The sequence below is a fragment of the Pseudomonas sp. NFPP12 genome, assembly GCF_900103205.1.
GTDB classification, from domain to species: domain Bacteria; phylum Pseudomonadota; class Gammaproteobacteria; order Pseudomonadales; family Pseudomonadaceae; genus Aquipseudomonas; species Aquipseudomonas protegens.
The window spans coordinates 589,743-606,929 of sequence record NZ_FMWW01000006.1 but is presented as its reverse complement, the minus strand read 5'-3'; the positions used below and the strand labels follow the sequence as shown (position 1 = coordinate 606,929).

Genomic DNA, 17,187 nt, shown 5'->3' with positions numbered 1-17,187 from the left:
GCCTCTTCGCCGGCAAGCCGGCTCCTACGGGGGAAGGTGCAGGTACGGGTGGGGGTTACCACACGCCGATCTGTACCAGCTTTTCGCTTTCCGGCTCGCCGTAGCGAAAACGCTGGCCGCGCAGGTCGATTTCTTGATGGCTGATGGTGGTACGGCGTTTCAGGCCGCGCAGCCATTCCAGCACATACCCCAGGTGTTCTTCGCGCACCGCGGCATAGGCCGGATCGGCCCCCAGGTCGTGCAACTCCTGGGGGTCGTTGTGCAGGTCGAACAACTGCGGGCGCAAGCCATCGTAGGCCAGGTACTTCCAGCGCTCGCTGCGCACCATGGTCATGCGGCAGCGGTCGATGGGCTGGCCCAGGCGCTCTCGCGCAGGGGCCTGGAAGGCGTAGTCGTATTCGCTGATGGCATAGCGGCGCCAGGCCGGTTCGGCGCCGTGCAGCAGGGGGATCAGCGAGCGGCCTTCCAGGCGATGCTCGGCCCCCGGCAGGCCCAGGGCCTCGAGAAAGGTCGGCAGGGCGTCGATGGTTTCCACCAGGCGTTCGTCCACGGTGCCGCGGCTGCTGTCTGCCGCCGTGCGCGGGTCGCGGACGATCAGCGGCACGCCCACCGCCGGTTCCAGCAGAAATTCCTTTTCCCCCAGGTAGTGGTCGCCAAGGAAGTCGCCGTGGTCGCTGGTGAAGACGATCAGGGTGTCGTCCCAGCGGCCGTTGCTCTGCAGGAAGTCAAACAGCCGGCCGAGCTGGTCATCCACCTGCTTGATCAGGCCCATGTAGGTGGGCACCACGTTCAGGCGCACTTCGTCCCGGGAAAAATTCAGGCTTTCTTCATGCTGGCGGAAGGCGGCGTAGACCGGGTGATCGCTGAGCTGCCCTGGCGCGGCGCGCACCGCCGGGATGACCTGCTCGGGGCCATACAGTGCGTGGTACGGGGCAGGCGCGATATAGGGCCAGTGCGGCTTGATGTAGGACAGGTGCAGGCACCAGGGCTGCTCGCCTTGTTCGCTGATGAAGTCGATGGCGCGGTCGGTGGTGTAGACGGTTTCCGAGTGCTCTTGCGCGACCCGGGCCGGCAGGTGGGCGTTGCGCATTTTCCAGCCGCTGAGGATTTGCCCCTGCTCGCCGGCCCCGGCGTTGGCCCAGTCGTGCCAGGGGTTGCGCCCTTGGTAGCCGAGGTCGCGCAGGTAGTGTGTGTAGGGCGCCGACTCGCGCTTGTCGTCGAATACCGGGTCGTCGGGGTAGATGCCGTCATGGCGGAAATAGGGCTCGAAGCCGACTTCGTTGAGCACCTCGGCCTGGGCACTCCCGGGGTCGATGGCCAGGCGTTGCAGGGCGTCGAGGTTGGGCGTGGCGTGGGTCTTGCCCACCAGCGCGGTGCGGATGCCGTGGGGCCGCAGGTAGTCCCCCAGGGTCAGTTCTTCGAGGGGCAGGGGCACGGCGTTCCAGGCCACCTGGTGGCTGCTGACGTAGCGCCCGGTGTAGGCCGACATGCGCGACGGGCCGCAGATGGTGCCCTGGGTGTAGGCGCGGCTGAAGCGCACCCCGGCGTTGGCCAGGCGGTCGATGTTCGGGGTATGCAGGTGCGGGTGGCCGTAGCACGAGAGGTAATCCCGGCGCAGCTGGTCGCACATGATGTAGAGCACGTTGCGCACGGGCGGATGGGTATTGGACATGGGGTTCACCGAGGGGAAGACAGGCGAGGTTTTTCGCCTCCGGCGGGGGCTTCCGGCAAGCGCATTTGCCGAATAGTTTCGATGCGTTTCATGCAATGCCGGCCGGCCCCCCACGTCGTGTGCGGACGGCGGGGTCTTGTAGGAGCTGGCTTGCCAGCGAAGGCGTCCCTGAGAGCGCTGCAAGGCTCAAGGGCCTCTTCGCAGACAAGCCGGCTCCTACGGTGAGAGCATGCAGGTGGCTCAGACCGCCAAGTTGTCCAGGCTGCACACGTCCTCGTCCTGTTCGTCGATGCGCTTGATCTCGTCGATCATCGCCGCGGCCAAAGGCGACAGGCGATAGCCGGCACGGCTGACGATGCCGTAGCGGGTGTAGAGCTCTTCCAGGTCGTCGGCCAGGCCGTCGATCTTCAGGCACACCAACTCGCCCTTGGCGTTGTGCAACGCGTCGCTGTAGGAACCGACGATGCCGATGGCGTCCGAGCGCATGACCACCCCCAGCAGGCTGTAGCTGTTTTCGCATTCCACATTGGGCGTGAAGTCCGGCTTGCCGCTCAGGTCGACAATGACCTTGCGCAGGTTGGGCGGGCGGATGGTCACCGCCAGTGGGTAGCTCATCAGTTCGCTGGCGCTGACACTTTCGCGCTGGGCCAGGGGGTGTCCGGCGCGGCAGCAGAAATGCCATTTGCGCGGGCGCAGGCGCTGGGTCAGGTAGTCCGGATCGGCCTCGAAGTGCCGGGTGTCGGCAACGAAGAATTCGAACTCTTCGCTGAGCAGGCGCTTGCTCAGGCTTTGCCAGTCATCCACCTGGAACTGCACCCGGGCCTTGGGATAACGCCCGATAAAGCTGCCGATGGCCCGGGGGATCAGCCCTGCGGCTGGCGCCGGGCCACAGCCGAAGCGCAACTCTCCCGCTTCCAGGCCATTGAACTGGCTGATCTCGTTGGCCATCTGCTGGGCGCCGCTGACCAGCCGGCGCGCGTGCTCCAGCAGCAACTGGCCCTGCTTGGTCGGCGCCAGGTCCTTGCGCCCGCGATCCACCAGTTGGCAGCCGACGCTGTGTTCCAGGGCCTGGATGCTGCGGCTGAAGGCCGATTGCGAGAGGTTCACCGCCGCTGCGGCCGCGACAAAGCTGCGCTGTTCGGCGAGGGCGATGAAGTGGCGGAGCTGGCGCAGGTCGATATGCATTTTTCACATAAAAAATATCGGGGAAATGCATTGGCTATGCATTAGGTCGACTCCTTATAAAGGCAATCTCTTATGCAGTAAATCTTTGTAAAAACATAAATAAATAACTTTAAGGAATATACAAGGCTGTATATTTTCTGACCAGGAGCCGCCCATGAGCCCGTTGTCCCTCGCTTCACCCCTCTCGCCCCGGCGGCTCAAGCGCCTGCCCCTGGCGCTGTTGCTGGCCGGCAGTGCCAGTTGGACACCGACCTGGGCCGAAGAGGCCCCGGCGCCGCAAGCCACCCCGGCCAAGAGCAGTGCCAACAAGGCCAAGGCCGATGATGGCCAGCTGCAGACGGTGACCGTCACTGCCCGTCGACGCGAGGAAAGCTCCCAGAGCGTGCCCACCCCCATGAGCGTGGTCAGCGGCCAGGCCCTGGAGAGCCAGCGGGTGTACCGCATCCAGGATCTGCAGCAACTGGTGCCCAGCGTCAACGTCGCCTACATGCATGCGCGCCAGTCCAGCGTGTCGATCCGTGGCCTGGGCAACAACCCGGCCAGCGACGGCCTGGAAGGCAGCGTCGGGCTGTACATCGACAACGTCTACCTCGGAAGGCCGGGGATGGCGGTGTTCGACCTGATGGACATCGAGCAGCTGGAAGTGCTGCGCGGCCCCCAGGGCACCCTGTTCGGCAAGAACACCACCGCCGGGGTGATCAACATCAGCACCCGGGCGCCGAGCTTCACCCCGGAGCGCAGCATCGAAACCTCCCTCGGCGAGGATGGTTACTTCCAGACCAAGGGCACGATTTCCGGGCCGCTGACCGATGAGCTGGCGGGGCGTTTTTCCGCCTACCGCACCCGCAGCGACGGCGACATCAAGAACGAATTCGACGGCCACGACCTCAATGGCGGCTCACGCCAGGGCTTTCGCGGGCAGTTGCTGTACAAGCCCAATGACAGCTTCAACCTGCGCTGGATCGGCGACTACAACGAAGAGGATTCCAGCGCCGGCACCCGAGTGCTGTACAGCACCGGGCCGACCATCAACGGCACCAATGTCTACGAGTCGCGCGCGGCGGCGGCCGGCGCGACCCTGGTCAATGGTTCGCACCGCAAGGTCAACCTGGACAACGACCAGCACGTGACGGTGTTCCAGGGCGGCACTTCGCTTGAGGCCAACTGGACCCTGCCCAGCGACTTCACCCTGACCTCGGTCAGCTCCTACCGCTGGTGGAATTTCACCCCGCGCAACGACGATGGCCTCAACGTTCCGGCCAGCTACAACGCCGGGGTTTCGGTGCAAGACAAGCAGTGGTCCCAGGAATTTCGCCTGGCCTCGCCCACCGGCGGCTTCTTCGACTACGTGCTGGGCGCCTACTACTTCGGCTCCGACCTGGACAACAAATCCTTCGCCTATTACGGGCCCAAGGCGGACATCTGGAATGGCACCCCGGCCGGCGCCCTGAGCAACGTCACCAGCATCGGCAACGGGCATATCCAGACCAACAGTTTCGCCCTGTTCGCCCAGGGCACCTGGCACCTCACCGAGCGCCTGGATTTCACCGCCGGCCTGCGCGGCACCTACGAGGAGAAAAGCGCCTGGGTGACCCGCAACGCCCCGCTGGGTGGCGCGGCGGTGGCCGGCGCCGCCGCCAACGCGCGGCGCGGGCGCACCGGAGCCTATGACTCCGGCGACCTCAACCAGTACAGCACCAGCCCCTCGGGCCTGCTCAACCTCAGCTACCGCATCACCGACGACCTGCTGGGCTACGCCACCCTGTCCCACGGCGAGAAGTCCGGTGGGGTCAACCTGACGGTGGGGTCGGCGCCTACCGCCGGGGCCGATTCGCTGCTGATCGGCACCGAGCGCGCCAACAACGCCGAGCTGGGTTTCAAGAGCACCCTGTGGGACCGCCGCCTGCAACTCAACGCCAACCTGTTCTGGACCCAGGTCAACGGCTACCAGACCAACGCCTACGACGACGTCAACCGCGTGCAGTACCTGACCAACGCCGGTTCGGTGCGCTCGCGCGGGGTGGAAGTGGAAAGCACCCTGGTGCCGATCCGTGGCCTGACCCTGAACCTCAACGGTTCCTACAACGACGTGCGCTACCTCTCCTACAAGGATGCGCCGTGCCCGCCGGAAGTCAGCCTGCGCCCCGGTGCCCCGGCCTCGTGCGATCTCAGCGGCCACCAGGTAGTGGGCGCCTCGAAATGGATCGGCAACGCCAACGGCGAATACAAGTGGAACCTGGACAACGGCCTGGAAGAGTACGTCACCGCCAGCTATGCGTTCCGTTCCAAGGCGGTGGGCACCGTGGAGGATTCCGAGTACGGGCAGATCCCCAGCTACGCCGTGGTCAACCTGTCCACCGGCTTGCGCGGCAACTACGAGCAGGGCCAGTGGGACGTTTCGCTGTGGCTGAAGAACGCCTTCGACAAGACCTACTACACCACCCTCTGGACCGGCGGCAACGGCGGTTACGAAGGCCTGCTGGGCACCCCGCGGACCTTGGGCGTGACCGGTCGCTACGACTTCTGATACCCGGCTTTTCGCACCTTGCGCCGGGTTCTCCGGCGCCTTTCGACTTGAACAGGAGTGCTTGTCATGTTGCGCCTCACCACCGCTTTGCCCCTGCTGCTGTCCACCGCCCTGCTGGCCTCGGCGGTGCAGGCCGCGCCCAGCGTCTACCCCACCGGCGTCACTCGCTACGACCCGGCCAGGGCCTATAACCAGTACGTGATCTTCAGTGGTGCCGATAAGCAGACCCACCTGATCGACATGAACGGCAACGAAGTGAAGAACTGGCCCCAGGCCGGTTTCCCCTCGGCCATCATCGACCCGCAACTGGTGGGCGGCGAGCGTGGCCGGGTGCTGTTGCAGCTCAAGGACAAGGAGCCCGGGCCCCTGGGTTCGGCGGGCAACGGCCTGGGCAACCAGAGCGTCGGCGAGCTGGACTGGAACGGCAAGCTGGTCTGGCAGTGGGGCGACCAGGCCCCGGGCGGTGCGGCCCAGCAGCATCATGACCAGCGCCGGCTGAGCAACGGCAACACCCTGGTGCTGGCCAACAAGGTGCACAAGGTGGCGGGGTTCAAGGTGCCCCAGGTGATCGACGACGCGATCTATGAAGTCAGCCCCGAGGGCCAGGTCAAATGGCAGTGGCTGGCCTCCGAACACCTCAAGGAATTCGGCTTTACCCCGGCGCAACTGAAGCTGGTGTACGGCACCGACAACCCGGACTACCTGCACATCAACAACCTCAGCGTGGTGGGCCCCAACCAGTGGTTCGACGCCGGTGATAAACGCTTCGCCCCGGACAACCTGCTGATCGACTCGCGCAACGCCAACTTCATCGCCATCCTCGACAAGCACAGCGGCAAGGTGGTCTGGCGCCTGGGGCCGAACCTGTCGCCGATCAACCCGAAGACCGCCGCCAAGGTGCCGCGCCCGGTGGACCAGTTCGTCGGCCAGCATGACGCCCACATCATTCCCGCCGGCTTGCCGGGGGCCGGGCATCTGCTGGTGTTCGACAACCAGGGCACCGCCGGTTACCCCTCGGTGCCCCTGGGGTTGATCGCCGGCTCCCGGGTGCTGGAGATCGACCCGATCAAGAACCAGATCGTCTGGCAGTACAGCGCCGCCAGTTCCCGGCAGCCGGGCTGGGCTTTCTACAGCTCGTTCATCAGCAGTGCGCGGCGCCTGCCCAACGGCAATACCCTGATCGACGAAGGCATGAACGGGCGCTTCTTCCAGGTGACGGCCGCAGGTGAAATCGTCTGGGAATACGTCAGCCCCTATCTGGGCAAGGCGCCGGGCAGCGAGGCCATCAGCAACTGGGTGTACCGGGCTCTGCCGGTGAGTTACGACTGGGTGCCCCAGGGCACGCCGCGTTCGGAAACGGCAGTGAGCGTGCCGGACTCGGGGCTCAAACAGGCCAGTGCCAGCGCGGGGATTTGAGCCTGCGGCCGTGCTGTTGAGGCCGACCTGCGGCGAGGGCAGCCCTGGGTGACGGCCTCAGAAATAGAAGAACAGAGCGGTGTCCCGTGCCAGGGCCAGTTGATTCAGGGCGATGAGCTTGTGGATAAGTTCATCCTCGGCCGTCGCGGCCTGGGTGAGGATCGACAGAGTCGTGATCAGGGCGCCCCGACCCTGGATCGAAGCGTCTTCGTAGTCGTCGATCAGAGTGCCCAGGGCACGGTTCAAGCTGGGCAGCAGGTCGCTGTGGGACAGGGTTGCCCACTGCTCCGGGGACAGCGCCAGTTCCTCCAGGTCTCCTGGCAGGCACTGGTCCAGGTCCAGGCGTTGCTGGGCCTCTTTGCTGGTGGGCACGACTATCCATTTGCGCGGTGTGTTCATGGCTGCCACAGCTCGACAAAGGCCTTGAAATCGGCGGCCACCGGGTAACGGCTGGCGCTCTCGGGGTCAAAGATTTCCACCGCTACGGCCGGGCTGTTGAAGTCCAGGCAGATCAGCAGGCCGCCGGCATCCCGGGCAATCGGCAGGCAGCCTGCGGCGAGCCCCGGCACACGGCCAGGGCTGGCGTACCAGAGCAGGGTCCAGGGCTGGCTGCTCAGGCCGAATTCGAAGAACTCGCTGATGCAGGTGTAGCCGCCGTCATAGGCGAAGCCGCCGATCCCCGGCGTGGCGGCCTCGGCGTACTGCACCAGCTCCAGGTACAGCGACGGAAACTCGACGCCGAGGCGATGCTGCACCTGGGCGATCAGCTGTTCGTCCACGATAGATCCGGGTTCTATTTCCCAGGCATTCCAATCCAGGGTCATGCTCGACATGCGCCTTGTCGTTGAGGGGCCGCGCCCACCCGATGGAGGATCGGGCGAGCGTCGAGGGGCGATTGTAGGCGTGTCGCCCGGTGCGGGGTAGGCGCTTATTTGCAGCTATGGCCTTCGGGCAGGGTGACGGTGTATTTGCGCTGCACCCGGTTGCGGAAGTCGAGGTTGTCCAGGCTTTCCTGCACCAGGAAATCCTCGACCTTGGCGTCCTGGCAGTCCTCGTTATAGGACGAGGCCCGCAGCAGGAATACCGTGCGCCGGCTCTGCTCGTCCTTGGCCTTGATGTTGAAGGTACTGAGGGTGGTGTAGCCGGTGCGCTCCGAGGAACCCACCGGGCCCCAGGTGGTGGTCGGGGTGCTGTTGCACACCAGGTTCTTGTCTTTATGGGTGCTCTGCTTGCACACCGTCTTGGTGCTGCTGGGCACCTGGCCGTAGTCGGTGGCGGTGTAGCGGTAGCTGACCTTTTCACTGCCCACGTCGAGGGTGAAGTTCATTCGGAACGGCGGATGGTTCTTGGGCAGCGACGTATCGGTGTAGACCTGCTTGAAACCCATGCCATGCAGGGCGGCGACCATGTCGCGCAGGTAGTAGCTGGCGTTGAGGCCGTGGGCATCGTTGGCTCCGTTGATGCTTACCAGCACCGGGGCCTGAGGGTCGAAGTAGTAGTCCGGGGCCGGAGTGGCGGCAATCGCCACTTCGAGTTTGTTGGCGCAGCCGGTCAAAAGACAGGCGAGCAAAAGCAGCGGGCAGAGCAGGTAGCGAGTCATGAATAAGCCAATGTGCAACGTGAGGAGTGGTAAGGCTTTAACGATCGGGACTCGGATCAAACAAACGCGGGGGTGTCACGCGGGCTCGGTGGCCTGATATTCCAGCAGGTCGCCGGGCTGGCAGTCGAGTGCGGCGCAGAGTTTGTCCAGGGTCTCGATTTTCATCCCCTTGACCTTGCCATTTTTCAGCAACGACAGATTGGCCTCGGTAATGCCCAGGATGGCGGCCAACTCTTTCGAGCGAATCTTGTTTTTAGCCATGACAACGTCAAGCCGAACGATAATGGTCATCTCATTGTTCTATATGTAGTGACTGTGCTCATCACTGAGGACTTTGGCGTCGCGCATGATAATGGAAAACGAGCAGAGCAAGATTCCTTTGACCACCTCGTAGGCCGCGTAGGACGAGAAGCCCGCGGAAATCTGCAGGATGCGCTGGCCGGGCGGCAGGTCGATGGACAGGGCCAGGCCTTGCAGGGTTTCCATCATCGGGAACGTGGCCGGGGCGACTATCCACAGCATGCCCACGCGCCAGAGGATGCGGATGTTGCGATCGCTCCAGGTTTCGCCACGGGACAGGCGCAGGAAGAACACGCCGGTCAGGTACAGGGCGAAGCTCGACAGCAGCAGTGGCAGGAAGTCGAGGATCACCAGCAGGGCGAAGCTCAGCGACGAGAGCTTGAAGTCGGCTTCCAGCAGGCGCGGCGAGTGTTCGGCAAATACGCTGAGCAGGGCGCCCAGGACCTGGTCCTTGCTGTAGATCCAGAGCCCGGCATTGCCGCCCAGCTCCACCACGCCCATGACCCAGGCCAGGATCGCGGCCAGCAGGCCGACCCGTCGTAAGCGGTACTGGGCCGAGCCGTTGATTTGGGAGTTCATGCGTTATTCCTTGCAAAACTTTGGGGGTGGCAAATTATTGATAAAAAATTATCGAATTACAATAATTTATTTTCAATAATCGTCACGACTCCAAGCCGGGAATCATGCTGTGGCGAGGGAGCTTGTTCCCGTGCGTGCGGCCGGCGTCCCGGCGCGCAGTGGTGCTTTGATTTTCTGCTATGTTAGGTATACGTTACATACCTTAAATTTTGTTACGTATATAGAACATGGACTACTTTCTTATCACCGCGCGCCTTGGCGAGCAGGTTCGCCAGCGCCGCCTGCATCGTGGCCTGACCCAAGCCGGCCTGGCCGCCTTGGCCGGCGTGACCCGGCAGAAGGTCATCGCCATCGAGCGGGGCGATTTGTCGGTGGGCATGGCGGCCTATGCGCGGGTGCTGGGAGCCCTGGATTGTGAACTCACCCTGGTGCCGGCTGCCATGCCGACATTGGACGAGATCCAGAGAGTGTTCGACTGATGGCCACGGTGCTGCAGGTATCAACCCCGGCCGGTGAGAGCGGAAAAATCCACCGTGGCGCTGGTGATTATCTGTTTCGCTATCAGGATGATGCCCGGGTGCAGGCGGCGATCAGCCTGTTGATGCCTGTGCGTCTGGATGACTACCGTTATCGGGAGTTGCACCCGATCTTCCAGATGAACCTGCCCGAAGGCTATGTGCTGGAACAATTGCGCAACCGCCTGGCCAAGGTGGTGAAGGTCGACCCGATGTTGCTGCTGGCGCTGTCCGGCAGCAGTGCGCCGATCGGGCGGGTCGCGGTGAGCTCGCCCGAAGTCGATGGGCTGTTGCAGCGACAGCAGTTTCCCGGGGAAAAACTGGAAGAAATCCTCGCGTGGGATGGCGCCGAGGATATTTTTGCCGACCTGGTGGACCGCTACATCCTGCGTGCCGGGATATCTGGCGTGCAACCCAAGGTCATGGTGCCCGAGCGGCCTGATGCTGGAGCGCGGCGCTTTACCTCGAACACCTGCGAACTGATCATCAAGAGCGGCCGGGATGAGTTGCCGGGGTTGGCAATCAACGAGTTCCTTTGCATGTCGGTGGCCAGGGAGGCGGGGATCGCGGTGCCCGAGTTCTACCTCTCCGATAACGCCAAACTGTTCGTCATGCGCCGCTTCGATCGGGACGAGCAGCTCGGTTGCCTGGGGTTTGAAGACATGGCGGCGTTGATGGGGCTGGGGGCGGAGCAGAAATACAGCAAGAGCTATTCGGCCATTGCCAAGGCCGTCCGCCTGTTTTGCCCGCCTGAGCAGGTGCCAGGTTCACTGGCGCAGTTGTTTGCCATGGTCAGCCTGAGCTGCATTGTGGGGAATGGCGATGCCCACCTGAAAAACTTCGGGCTGTTGTATTCCGATCCTGGCCAGCGCGATGCGCGGTTGGCGCCGGCCTACGACATCGTCAACACCACGGCCTACATCCCGCAGGACGTGCTGGCCCTGGATCTGCTGGGCAACAAGTCCCTGTTTGCTTCGCGGCAGGGGTTGCTGGAGTTTGCCAAGGTCTGTGATGTGGCTCGTCCGCAAGAGGTCATTCGCGGGCAGCTGGCAGCACTGGAGCGGGTGTTGAACCGATCGGCCGAATGGGCCGAACGGGCCCCGAATGTCGTCGCCGCGATCCGGCACTGTGCCGAGCCCTTTATGAAAACCTTTGGCTAATGCCTTTGTCGCCGGGCCGTGCGTGGCGGCGGCCTACCGGCCGCCACGTACCCTGTCGCCGCTGCCGAGCCTGCGAGGCTGCGAAAAGGACCGCAGGGCCTTGCTTGGCGATCTCGCGCCGGTCCTCTGATGCCTGGCGGATCGCCGCGAGTTTCCACGAGCCACTCTGTGTGGCCGAATCAGTCGCGCTGCGGCTCCAGCAAGTCGAACGACAGGACCTTGATCTGCCGGTCGGCGCTATAGACGAACCCAACCCGCGCACCGGGATGCAGGTGCTCCGGCAGGCGGTAGCTCTCCCAGGCGTTGAGCGTGTATTGCCCATCTGCTGATGGCCTGCGCTCCCCCGATCGCAGGGGCGTACCCAGCAGCTCGCGAATATCGGCGTGGGTCATGCTGCGCGAGAACGGGGCGGGCAGCTCGCCCCTGTAGAATGAGCGCCCCTGTTCAAGGGGCATGAGTTCGATCAATACCTTTTCCAGGGCCAGGCTGTCTTCCCAGAAGTCCAGCATCAGGCCGGGCTCGACGATCACGGTCAGCCAATCGAATTCGTCGTAGATCTTGTCCGTCGGGGTCTCGATGCGTTCTCCCCGGGCGATCAGTTCTTCATGGCTGAGCCCCAGGCTGCTTACCCAGCGGCCGATCGTTGCGGCGTCCATCGCTATTCCTGTGTCCTGAGTTGAGTGTGTGCCCGTTGTCGCGGGTGGCGTTGGCGGCCGATCTTAGCCGTTCGAGAAGGATAGTGGTGCTGTGGCGACATGAAGAACGCCGCCTGCCGTGCTGGCAGGCGGTGGGTTGGAGGGCCGGTGTCAGGCCGGTTGGGGCGCGGTATCGAGCTGGGCCCGGGCCTGATAGCTGGCGGGGCTGAAGATCCGGGTCAGGAGCAGCATCGCCAGGACACCCACGATCAGCACCCACCAGGCGCTGACAAAGCTGCCGGTGACTTGCCGCAGCCAGCCACTGAGCCATGGCGAGACGGCGTTGATCAGAAAGCCCACGCCCTGGACAAAAGCCGCCAGTTGCCCGGCTTCCCGAGGGGCGCGCCGGTGATCCAGGGTGAGGATCAGGCTCAGGGCAAAGCACGCTCCGAGGCCGAAGCCGATCAGCGCCACCCACAGGTGCGGGCTCTGCAAGGGCCACAGCACCAGCCCGAGAAAACCCGCGGCCTGGGCCGCGAGGCTGATGCCCAGCAGCGGGCGGCGGTCGCTGCTGCGCTGGGCCAGGGCCGGCATCAGCAGGGCGGCGCTGACTTGGAAAATGGTCATGAAGGCCAGCAGCGAACCGCTCTGGCTGGCGCTCCAGCCCATCTGCAGGTAGTAGGCCGGCAGCCAGGCCACCATGCTCATGTAGCCGCAGTTCACCAGGCCGAAATACAACGCCAGCAGCCAGGCGCGGCGGTTGTTCCAGAGCCCGGCCAGGGGAGCCGGGCTGCCGTTGCGGCGGCCGGCCCCCAGGGGCAGGCAGGCCCAGAGCAGCAGCGCCGCCATCGCCGGTAGCAGCCAGACGCCAAGCCCCGCCTGCCAGTTGGCGAAGTGGCTAGCCACCTGCGGGCTGAGCAGGGCGGCAATGCCGCCACCGCCCATCAGCGAGGCCGAGTAGACGCCCATGGCCAGGGCTACGCGCTGCTGGAACTGGCGCTTGATCAACGCCGGCACCAGGGCCTGGATCAAGGCCACCCCGGCGCCGCCGAGCAGGGCGGTGGCGAGCAAGGCCGCGGCCTGGCCGAAGAACAGCCGCACCAGGCAGGCCAGCAGCACCAGCAGCAAGCCCAGGGAAACGCCCCGGCGCTCGCCCAGGCGGGCTTCGATGCGTACACCGAGCAAGGCCACCAGGCCCATGCAGATCACCGGCAGGCTGGTGAGCCAGGCGCTGCTCTGGAAGCTCATGCCGGTGGCGCCGCGGATCTCGTTGAGCAGCGGGCTGACCGAGCTGAGGATGGGCCGCAGGTTCAGCCCCAGGCACACCAGCAGGGCCCAGCCGGCCCAGCGCCGGAAGGTGGATTCAGTTCGCTGCATGACGCTCCTGCCAATCCTGGTAGAGGGCGCTCATCGCTGCCTGGGGCAGGTGCAGCACCGGCAGGCGCTGGGCTTGCAGGGGTTTGCTCAGTTGTTGGTAGATGGCCGCGGTGGAAAGGCCGAACGGCTCAGCTTGCTCATTGCTGGCAGCGAATACCGCGCGGGACACGCCGCACAGGTACATGGCGGCCAGGCACATGGGGCAGGGCTGGCCGCTGGCGTAGATCACGCAATCATCCAGGCGCGGGCCCAATTGCCTGCTGGCGGCGCGGATGGCCAGCATCTCGGCGTGGGCGGTGGGGTCCTGGCTGAGGTGGATTTCATTCACCGCCTCGGCCAGTACCCGGCCGTTGCGCACCAGCAATGCGCCGAACGGGCGGCCGCCCTGTTCGACATTGCGCCGGGCCAGTGCCACGGCCTGTTGCAGGTAGTGTTGATCGTCGTGCATGCAAGGTTCCTTCAAAAGAGGGGCGGGCTCAGGCAGCGCCGGCATCGCGCAGCAGCTTGGCGATGGCGCCCTGGCCACGGCGCTCGGCCTGTTGCAACGGGCTGAGGCCGGCGCGGTCCGGCAGGTTCAGGTCGGCGCCGGCGGCAATCAGTTGGGCGACGATCTGTTGGTGCGCCGGGCCGCCGTCGGACAGCACTATGGCTTCCATCAGGCAGGTCCAGCCCAGGTGGTTGACGTGGTCCAGCTCGACGCCGGCCTCGATCAGCAGGCGCACGGTTTCCACGTGGCCGCGTTCGCAGGCCGGGATCAGCGCGGTGCCGCCGTAGCGGTTGGTGCTCTTGAGGTCGGCGCCGTGGGCCAGGGTCAGCTTGAGGATTTCGTTGTGACCGCTGGCGCCGGCCAGCAGGTAGGGGCTGTCCTGGATCAGGTTCTTGCGGTTGACGTCGGCCCCGGCCTCGATCAGCGCCCGGGCGATGTCGATGCGGTTGTCCCGGGTGGCCACCAGTAGCGGGCTGCTGCCGTCCAGGCCACGGCCATCGAGCGCCGCGCCTTGCTCAAGCAACTGTTGCACCTGTTGCAGTTGCCCCTTGCGTACCGCTTCCAGCAACGCGCCATCGCTGGCCATGACCACCCCCGCAGTGAACAGGCCGGCGGCGATCAGGCCGCGTTTGAGAAAGCGCTTGAGTTGCATGAGAACCTCCCGTTCCGGCTGATGAAAGGGAAGTATGGTGACGGCCCTGGGTATTCTGAAATTAAATATAATCATGCCAACCAGTGGCAGTCAGGATGGTAGGTCAACATGTTGGATCCGGTGTTGTTACGCAGTTTTGTCGCGGTCGCCGACAGTCAGAACTTCACCCGCGCCGCCGAGCGCCTGCACCTCACCCAGTCCACTGTGAGCCAGCAGGTGCGGCGCCTGGAAGAGAGCCTGGGCTGCCAGTTGCTGGACCGTGACCAGCGCCGGGTGGTGGCCACGGTGGAGGGCGAGCGGCTGCTGGCCTACGCCCGGCGCATCCTGGCGCTGCATGAAGAGGCCAGCGATATGCTGGTCAACCAGCGCGGCGAAGAAGTCCTGCGCCTCGGGGTGCCGGAAGATTTCGCCGCCGAGCGCCTGATGCCCATGCTCTCGCGCTTTGGCCTGGACTACCCGGCAGTGCGCCTGGAGGTCAGCAGCGGCCTGGGCCCGGAGCTGTTGCGCCAGTACCGGCGGGGTGAGTTCGACCTGCTGCTGGTCAAGCAGATGGGCCACAGCGATGACTGCGTGGACTCCTGGCCCGAGCCGCTGTGCTGGGTCGATAGCGTTCGCCAGCCCGCCTTTGGCCGCGATCCGTTGCCTTTGGTGGCGTTCCCGGTGGGCGGCCTGTACCGCCAGGAAATGCTCCATCACCTGGAGGTCGGAGGCTGGCCGTGGCGCATCGCCTATTCCAGCGCCAGCCTGGCCAGCGTCTGTTCGGCGGTGGCGGCGGGCCTGGGCATCAGCCTGTTGCCGGTACGGGTGCTGGGCAAGGGGCATCGCGTGCTCGACGCCGACAGCGGTTTGCCGGACATCCAGGGCGTGCGCCTGGCGTTGTACGCCGGCAGTGGCTTGAGCCGGGCCGGCAAGGAGCTACAGGAACAGTTGCGGGCAGTGGCAAGCGTCAAGCCGCAAGTGGCCAGGCGATAACTGTCTGCTGGTTGGCCAGGTTCGTCTGCACCAGGGCTGTACAGGCCGATCATCCGGGGGGCGAGTTGCGGAACAGCTTCGTCTAGCCGTCGCGCGTTCGATAACAGGCGGCCGCCGGGATCTCGTCGCCTCATGCCGGTAGCACAGTGCTCCAGCGGCCCTGGAATGCCCCTTCACAAGATTGTTCAAGCAGCGCAAGGGCTGATCTTGAGGGGGCGCTGCTGCTTGGAGAGCTGTTCCATCCCCCGCCAAGCGTCTTGTTTCGATGCTTTGCGGGAATATTTTCGATGCCCGCAAGGCATGGTGTTTTTCCCTCTTGGCTGCAGCCCTTGAACCACGGGGCCTGGGGCTTTTTCGCGAAATCAGGTATTCGATTTCGATCTATCTATAACTTGAAAGATTACTTTAAGAGATAAGCACGGGGCACTGATCATTGACCCCGCGGCACCGTTGCGTGGGGGCAGTTCAAACGCCGGTGCCGGGTTTTTCAAAAGATCGTAGGGAGTGAATCCATGGGCAATGTCCAGACCGCCGCCAGTGCACACGAGGTGCTGTGGCGCCAGGCACCGAGCGGCGAGTTGGTCGACCTCGGCCGGCCTCACCGCTTGCCGCTGGGCCAATTGCGTCTGCAACGCACGCCCAAGGGGATATTGCGTCGCCGTGAGGCCATCATCCTCGGCGCCGCGGCCCTGGTACTGCACGCGGCAGTGATCTACTGGCTGAGCCAGAAGCCGACCCCGGTGCTGCCGATCGTGCCGCCGGAAATCCCGCCAATGACTATCGAGTTTTCTCGGCCCGCGCCGCCGGTGGTCGAACCGCCGCCACCGCAGCCGGTACAGCCGGTAGTGGAGCCGTCACCGCCAGTGGAGGACGAGCTGGCGGTCAAGCCGCCACCGCCCAAGCCGATTCCCAAGCCCAAGCCGAAACCGGTGGCCAAGCCTGAGCCCAAGCCGGCGCCGAAACCGGTCCAGCAACAGCCCGCGCCGCCACAGCCCGCGGCCCCGGTAGCCGCTCCGGCTCCGCCCGCGCCACCGGCCCCGGCGCCCGTGACCCCGGCTTCGGCGAATGCCGCGTACTTGAAGAACCCGGCGCCGGAATATCCGTCGCTGGCCCAGCGTCGCGGTTGGGAAGGCACGGTGCTGCTGCGGGTGCATGTACTGGCCAGCGGCAAGCCGGGCGAGATCCAGATCCAGAAGAGCAGTGGTCGCCAGCAACTCGATGACGCCGCCCTGGCCGCGGTCAAGCGCTGGAGTTTCGTCCCGGCCAAGCAGGGCGACGTGGCCCAGGACGGCTGGGTCAGCGTACCCATAGATTTCAAGATTCATTGAGCCGCAAGGCCGATCAACCAACACGCGCTAAACGCTTACACAGAGGGAACACATCATGACGTTACTGGCATCTCCACTGGAATCCATCGAAAGCGCGGTGATCTGGCTGTTGGTGGTCTTCTCCGTCGCCACTTGGGGCCTGGCCCTGGTCAAGGGCGTGCAGTTCGCCCGCCTCAAGTCCCAGGATCGCAAGTTCCACAATCAGTTCTGGGCAGCGTCCAGCCTCGACTCCGCTGCCTCGTTGAGTGAAACCCAGCCCGGCGCGGCGGCCCGGGTGGCCCAGGCCGGCTATGCGGCGATCCAGGTTGGCGAAGCGCCCCACGCGGCGGACCTGAGCCAGGCAATCAACCACCAGGACCGTCTCGAACGTGCCCTGCGCCAGCAGATCGTGCGTGAGCGTCGTTCCCTGGAAACCGGCCTGGCGGTGGTTGCCAGTATCGGCAGCACCTCGCCCTTCATCGGCCTGTTCGGCACCGTGTGGGGGATCATGGAAGCCTTGAAAGGCATCAGCGCTGCTGGTTCGGCGAGCCTGGAAACCGTGGCCGGTCCCATTGGCGCAGCCCTGGTGGCGACGGGGGTGGGGATCGCCGTCGCAGTGCCGGCGGTGCTGGTCTACAACTACTTCCTGCGGCGCCTGAAGCTCACGGCCGCGGACCTGGACGACTTCGCCCACGACTTCTACAGCCTGGCGCAGAAGAACTCCTTCCGCGTGCTGATCCACCCGAGCGTGCACAAGGCCGCGGCCCAGGGCAGCCCGCAAAAAGTGAAGGAGGCGTCCTGAC

Annotated in this window: 18 protein-coding genes; 7 read left to right on the top strand and 11 right to left on the bottom strand. The window is 64.8% G+C overall.

The genetic code is table 11. The features are described 5' to 3' along the window. Nucleotides 1-55: 55 nt before the first annotated feature. Nucleotides 56-1,672, bottom strand: a complete 1,617-nt coding sequence (locus tag BLS75_RS27565) for an alkaline phosphatase family protein (protein WP_072452168.1) — start codon at nucleotides 1,670-1,672, stop codon at nucleotides 56-58. A 240-nt stretch (nucleotides 1,673-1,912) separates the two neighbouring features. Next, nucleotides 1,913-2,857, bottom strand: a complete 945-nt coding sequence (locus tag BLS75_RS27560) for a LysR family transcriptional regulator (protein WP_011058592.1) — start codon at nucleotides 2,855-2,857, stop codon at nucleotides 1,913-1,915. Nucleotides 2,858-3,011: 154 nt separating this feature from the next. On the opposite strand from BLS75_RS27560, the gene BLS75_RS27555 reads away from it, so the two are divergent. Further along, nucleotides 3,012-5,384, top strand: a complete 2,373-nt coding sequence (locus BLS75_RS27555; RefSeq protein WP_072452167.1) for a TonB-dependent receptor — start codon at nucleotides 3,012-3,014, stop codon at nucleotides 5,382-5,384. Between the two features lie 66 nt (nucleotides 5,385-5,450). Beyond that, nucleotides 5,451-6,800, top strand: a complete 1,350-nt coding sequence (locus BLS75_RS27550) for an aryl-sulfate sulfotransferase (RefSeq protein ID WP_072452166.1) — start codon at nucleotides 5,451-5,453, stop codon at nucleotides 6,798-6,800. Between the two features lie 57 nt (nucleotides 6,801-6,857). On the opposite strand, the gene BLS75_RS27545 is transcribed toward BLS75_RS27550, so the two are convergent. The 5 genes from BLS75_RS27545 to BLS75_RS27525 form a co-directional block, all read right to left on the bottom strand. Beyond that, nucleotides 6,858-7,199 (bottom strand): hypothetical protein, encoded by a 342-nt coding sequence (locus BLS75_RS27545; RefSeq protein WP_176876773.1) that lies wholly within the window; start codon nucleotides 7,197-7,199, stop codon nucleotides 6,858-6,860. Then, a complete protein-coding gene (locus tag BLS75_RS27540; RefSeq protein ID WP_011058596.1) occupies nucleotides 7,196-7,633 on the bottom strand; it encodes an SMI1/KNR4 family protein in 438 nt (145 codons plus the stop codon). The genes BLS75_RS27545 and BLS75_RS27540 overlap by 4 nt, the downstream gene beginning before the upstream one ends. Nucleotides 7,634-7,728: 95 nt before the next feature. After that, entirely contained in the window at nucleotides 7,729-8,400 is a 672-nt protein-coding gene (locus BLS75_RS27535; protein WP_047335383.1) for a hypothetical protein, read from the bottom strand. Nucleotides 8,401-8,475: 75 nt separating this feature from the next. Continuing rightward, nucleotides 8,476-8,691: a helix-turn-helix domain-containing protein gene (locus BLS75_RS27530; protein WP_011058598.1), complete on the bottom strand. Its 216-nt coding sequence runs from the start codon at nucleotides 8,689-8,691 to the stop codon at nucleotides 8,476-8,478. A gap of 9 nt (nucleotides 8,692-8,700) precedes the next feature. Beyond that, a complete protein-coding gene (locus tag BLS75_RS27525) occupies nucleotides 8,701-9,279 on the bottom strand; it encodes a hypothetical protein (RefSeq protein ID WP_065364767.1) in 579 nt (192 codons plus the stop codon). A gap of 227 nt (nucleotides 9,280-9,506) precedes the next feature. Here BLS75_RS27525 and BLS75_RS27520 point away from each other — a divergent pair, with 227 nt between their 5' ends. Both BLS75_RS27520 and BLS75_RS27515 read left to right on the top strand, forming a co-directional pair. Beyond that, complete coding sequence (locus BLS75_RS27520) at nucleotides 9,507-9,758, top strand: helix-turn-helix transcriptional regulator (protein WP_072452164.1); 252 nt, start codon at nucleotides 9,507-9,509, stop codon at nucleotides 9,756-9,758. Next, nucleotides 9,758-10,954: a type II toxin-antitoxin system HipA family toxin gene (locus BLS75_RS27515; RefSeq protein ID WP_072452163.1), complete on the top strand. Its 1,197-nt coding sequence runs from the start codon at nucleotides 9,758-9,760 to the stop codon at nucleotides 10,952-10,954. Before BLS75_RS27520 ends, BLS75_RS27515 begins: the two co-directional genes overlap by 1 nt. 179 nt (nucleotides 10,955-11,133) lie before the next feature. Here BLS75_RS27515 and BLS75_RS27510 read toward each other — a convergent pair whose 3' ends face one another. The 4 genes from BLS75_RS27510 to BLS75_RS27495 form a co-directional block, all read right to left on the bottom strand. Then, entirely contained in the window at nucleotides 11,134-11,610 is a 477-nt protein-coding gene (locus BLS75_RS27510) for a DUF6392 family protein (RefSeq protein WP_019095364.1), read from the bottom strand. Between the two features lie 150 nt (nucleotides 11,611-11,760). Further along, complete coding sequence (locus BLS75_RS27505; protein ID WP_072452162.1) at nucleotides 11,761-12,966, bottom strand: CynX/NimT family MFS transporter; 1,206 nt, start codon at nucleotides 12,964-12,966, stop codon at nucleotides 11,761-11,763. Continuing rightward, nucleotides 12,953-13,414, bottom strand: coding sequence for a nucleoside deaminase (locus BLS75_RS27500; protein ID WP_072452161.1), 462 nt, complete (start codon nucleotides 13,412-13,414; stop codon nucleotides 12,953-12,955). The genes BLS75_RS27505 and BLS75_RS27500 overlap by 14 nt, the downstream gene beginning before the upstream one ends. A 28-nt stretch (nucleotides 13,415-13,442) precedes the next feature. Further along, entirely contained in the window at nucleotides 13,443-14,105 is a 663-nt protein-coding gene (locus BLS75_RS27495) for an ankyrin repeat domain-containing protein (RefSeq protein ID WP_011058603.1), read from the bottom strand. A gap of 108 nt (nucleotides 14,106-14,213) precedes the next feature. On the opposite strand from BLS75_RS27495, the gene BLS75_RS27490 reads away from it, so the two are divergent. From BLS75_RS27490 to BLS75_RS27480, 3 genes are all read left to right on the top strand, one after another. Continuing rightward, nucleotides 14,214-15,077 carry a LysR substrate-binding domain-containing protein gene (locus BLS75_RS27490; protein WP_011058604.1) on the top strand — a complete coding sequence of 288 codons (864 nt, stop codon included), beginning with the start codon at nucleotides 14,214-14,216 and terminating at the stop codon, nucleotides 15,075-15,077. Nucleotides 15,078-15,589: 512 nt separating this feature from the next. Further along, nucleotides 15,590-16,405 (top strand): energy transducer TonB, encoded by an 816-nt coding sequence (locus tag BLS75_RS27485; RefSeq protein WP_072452160.1) that lies wholly within the window; start codon nucleotides 15,590-15,592, stop codon nucleotides 16,403-16,405. A 55-nt stretch (nucleotides 16,406-16,460) separates the two neighbouring features. After that, nucleotides 16,461-17,186, top strand: coding sequence for a MotA/TolQ/ExbB proton channel family protein (locus tag BLS75_RS27480; RefSeq protein ID WP_011058606.1), 726 nt, complete (start codon nucleotides 16,461-16,463; stop codon nucleotides 17,184-17,186). The last annotated feature ends 1 nt before the right edge of the window (nucleotide 17,187 follow it).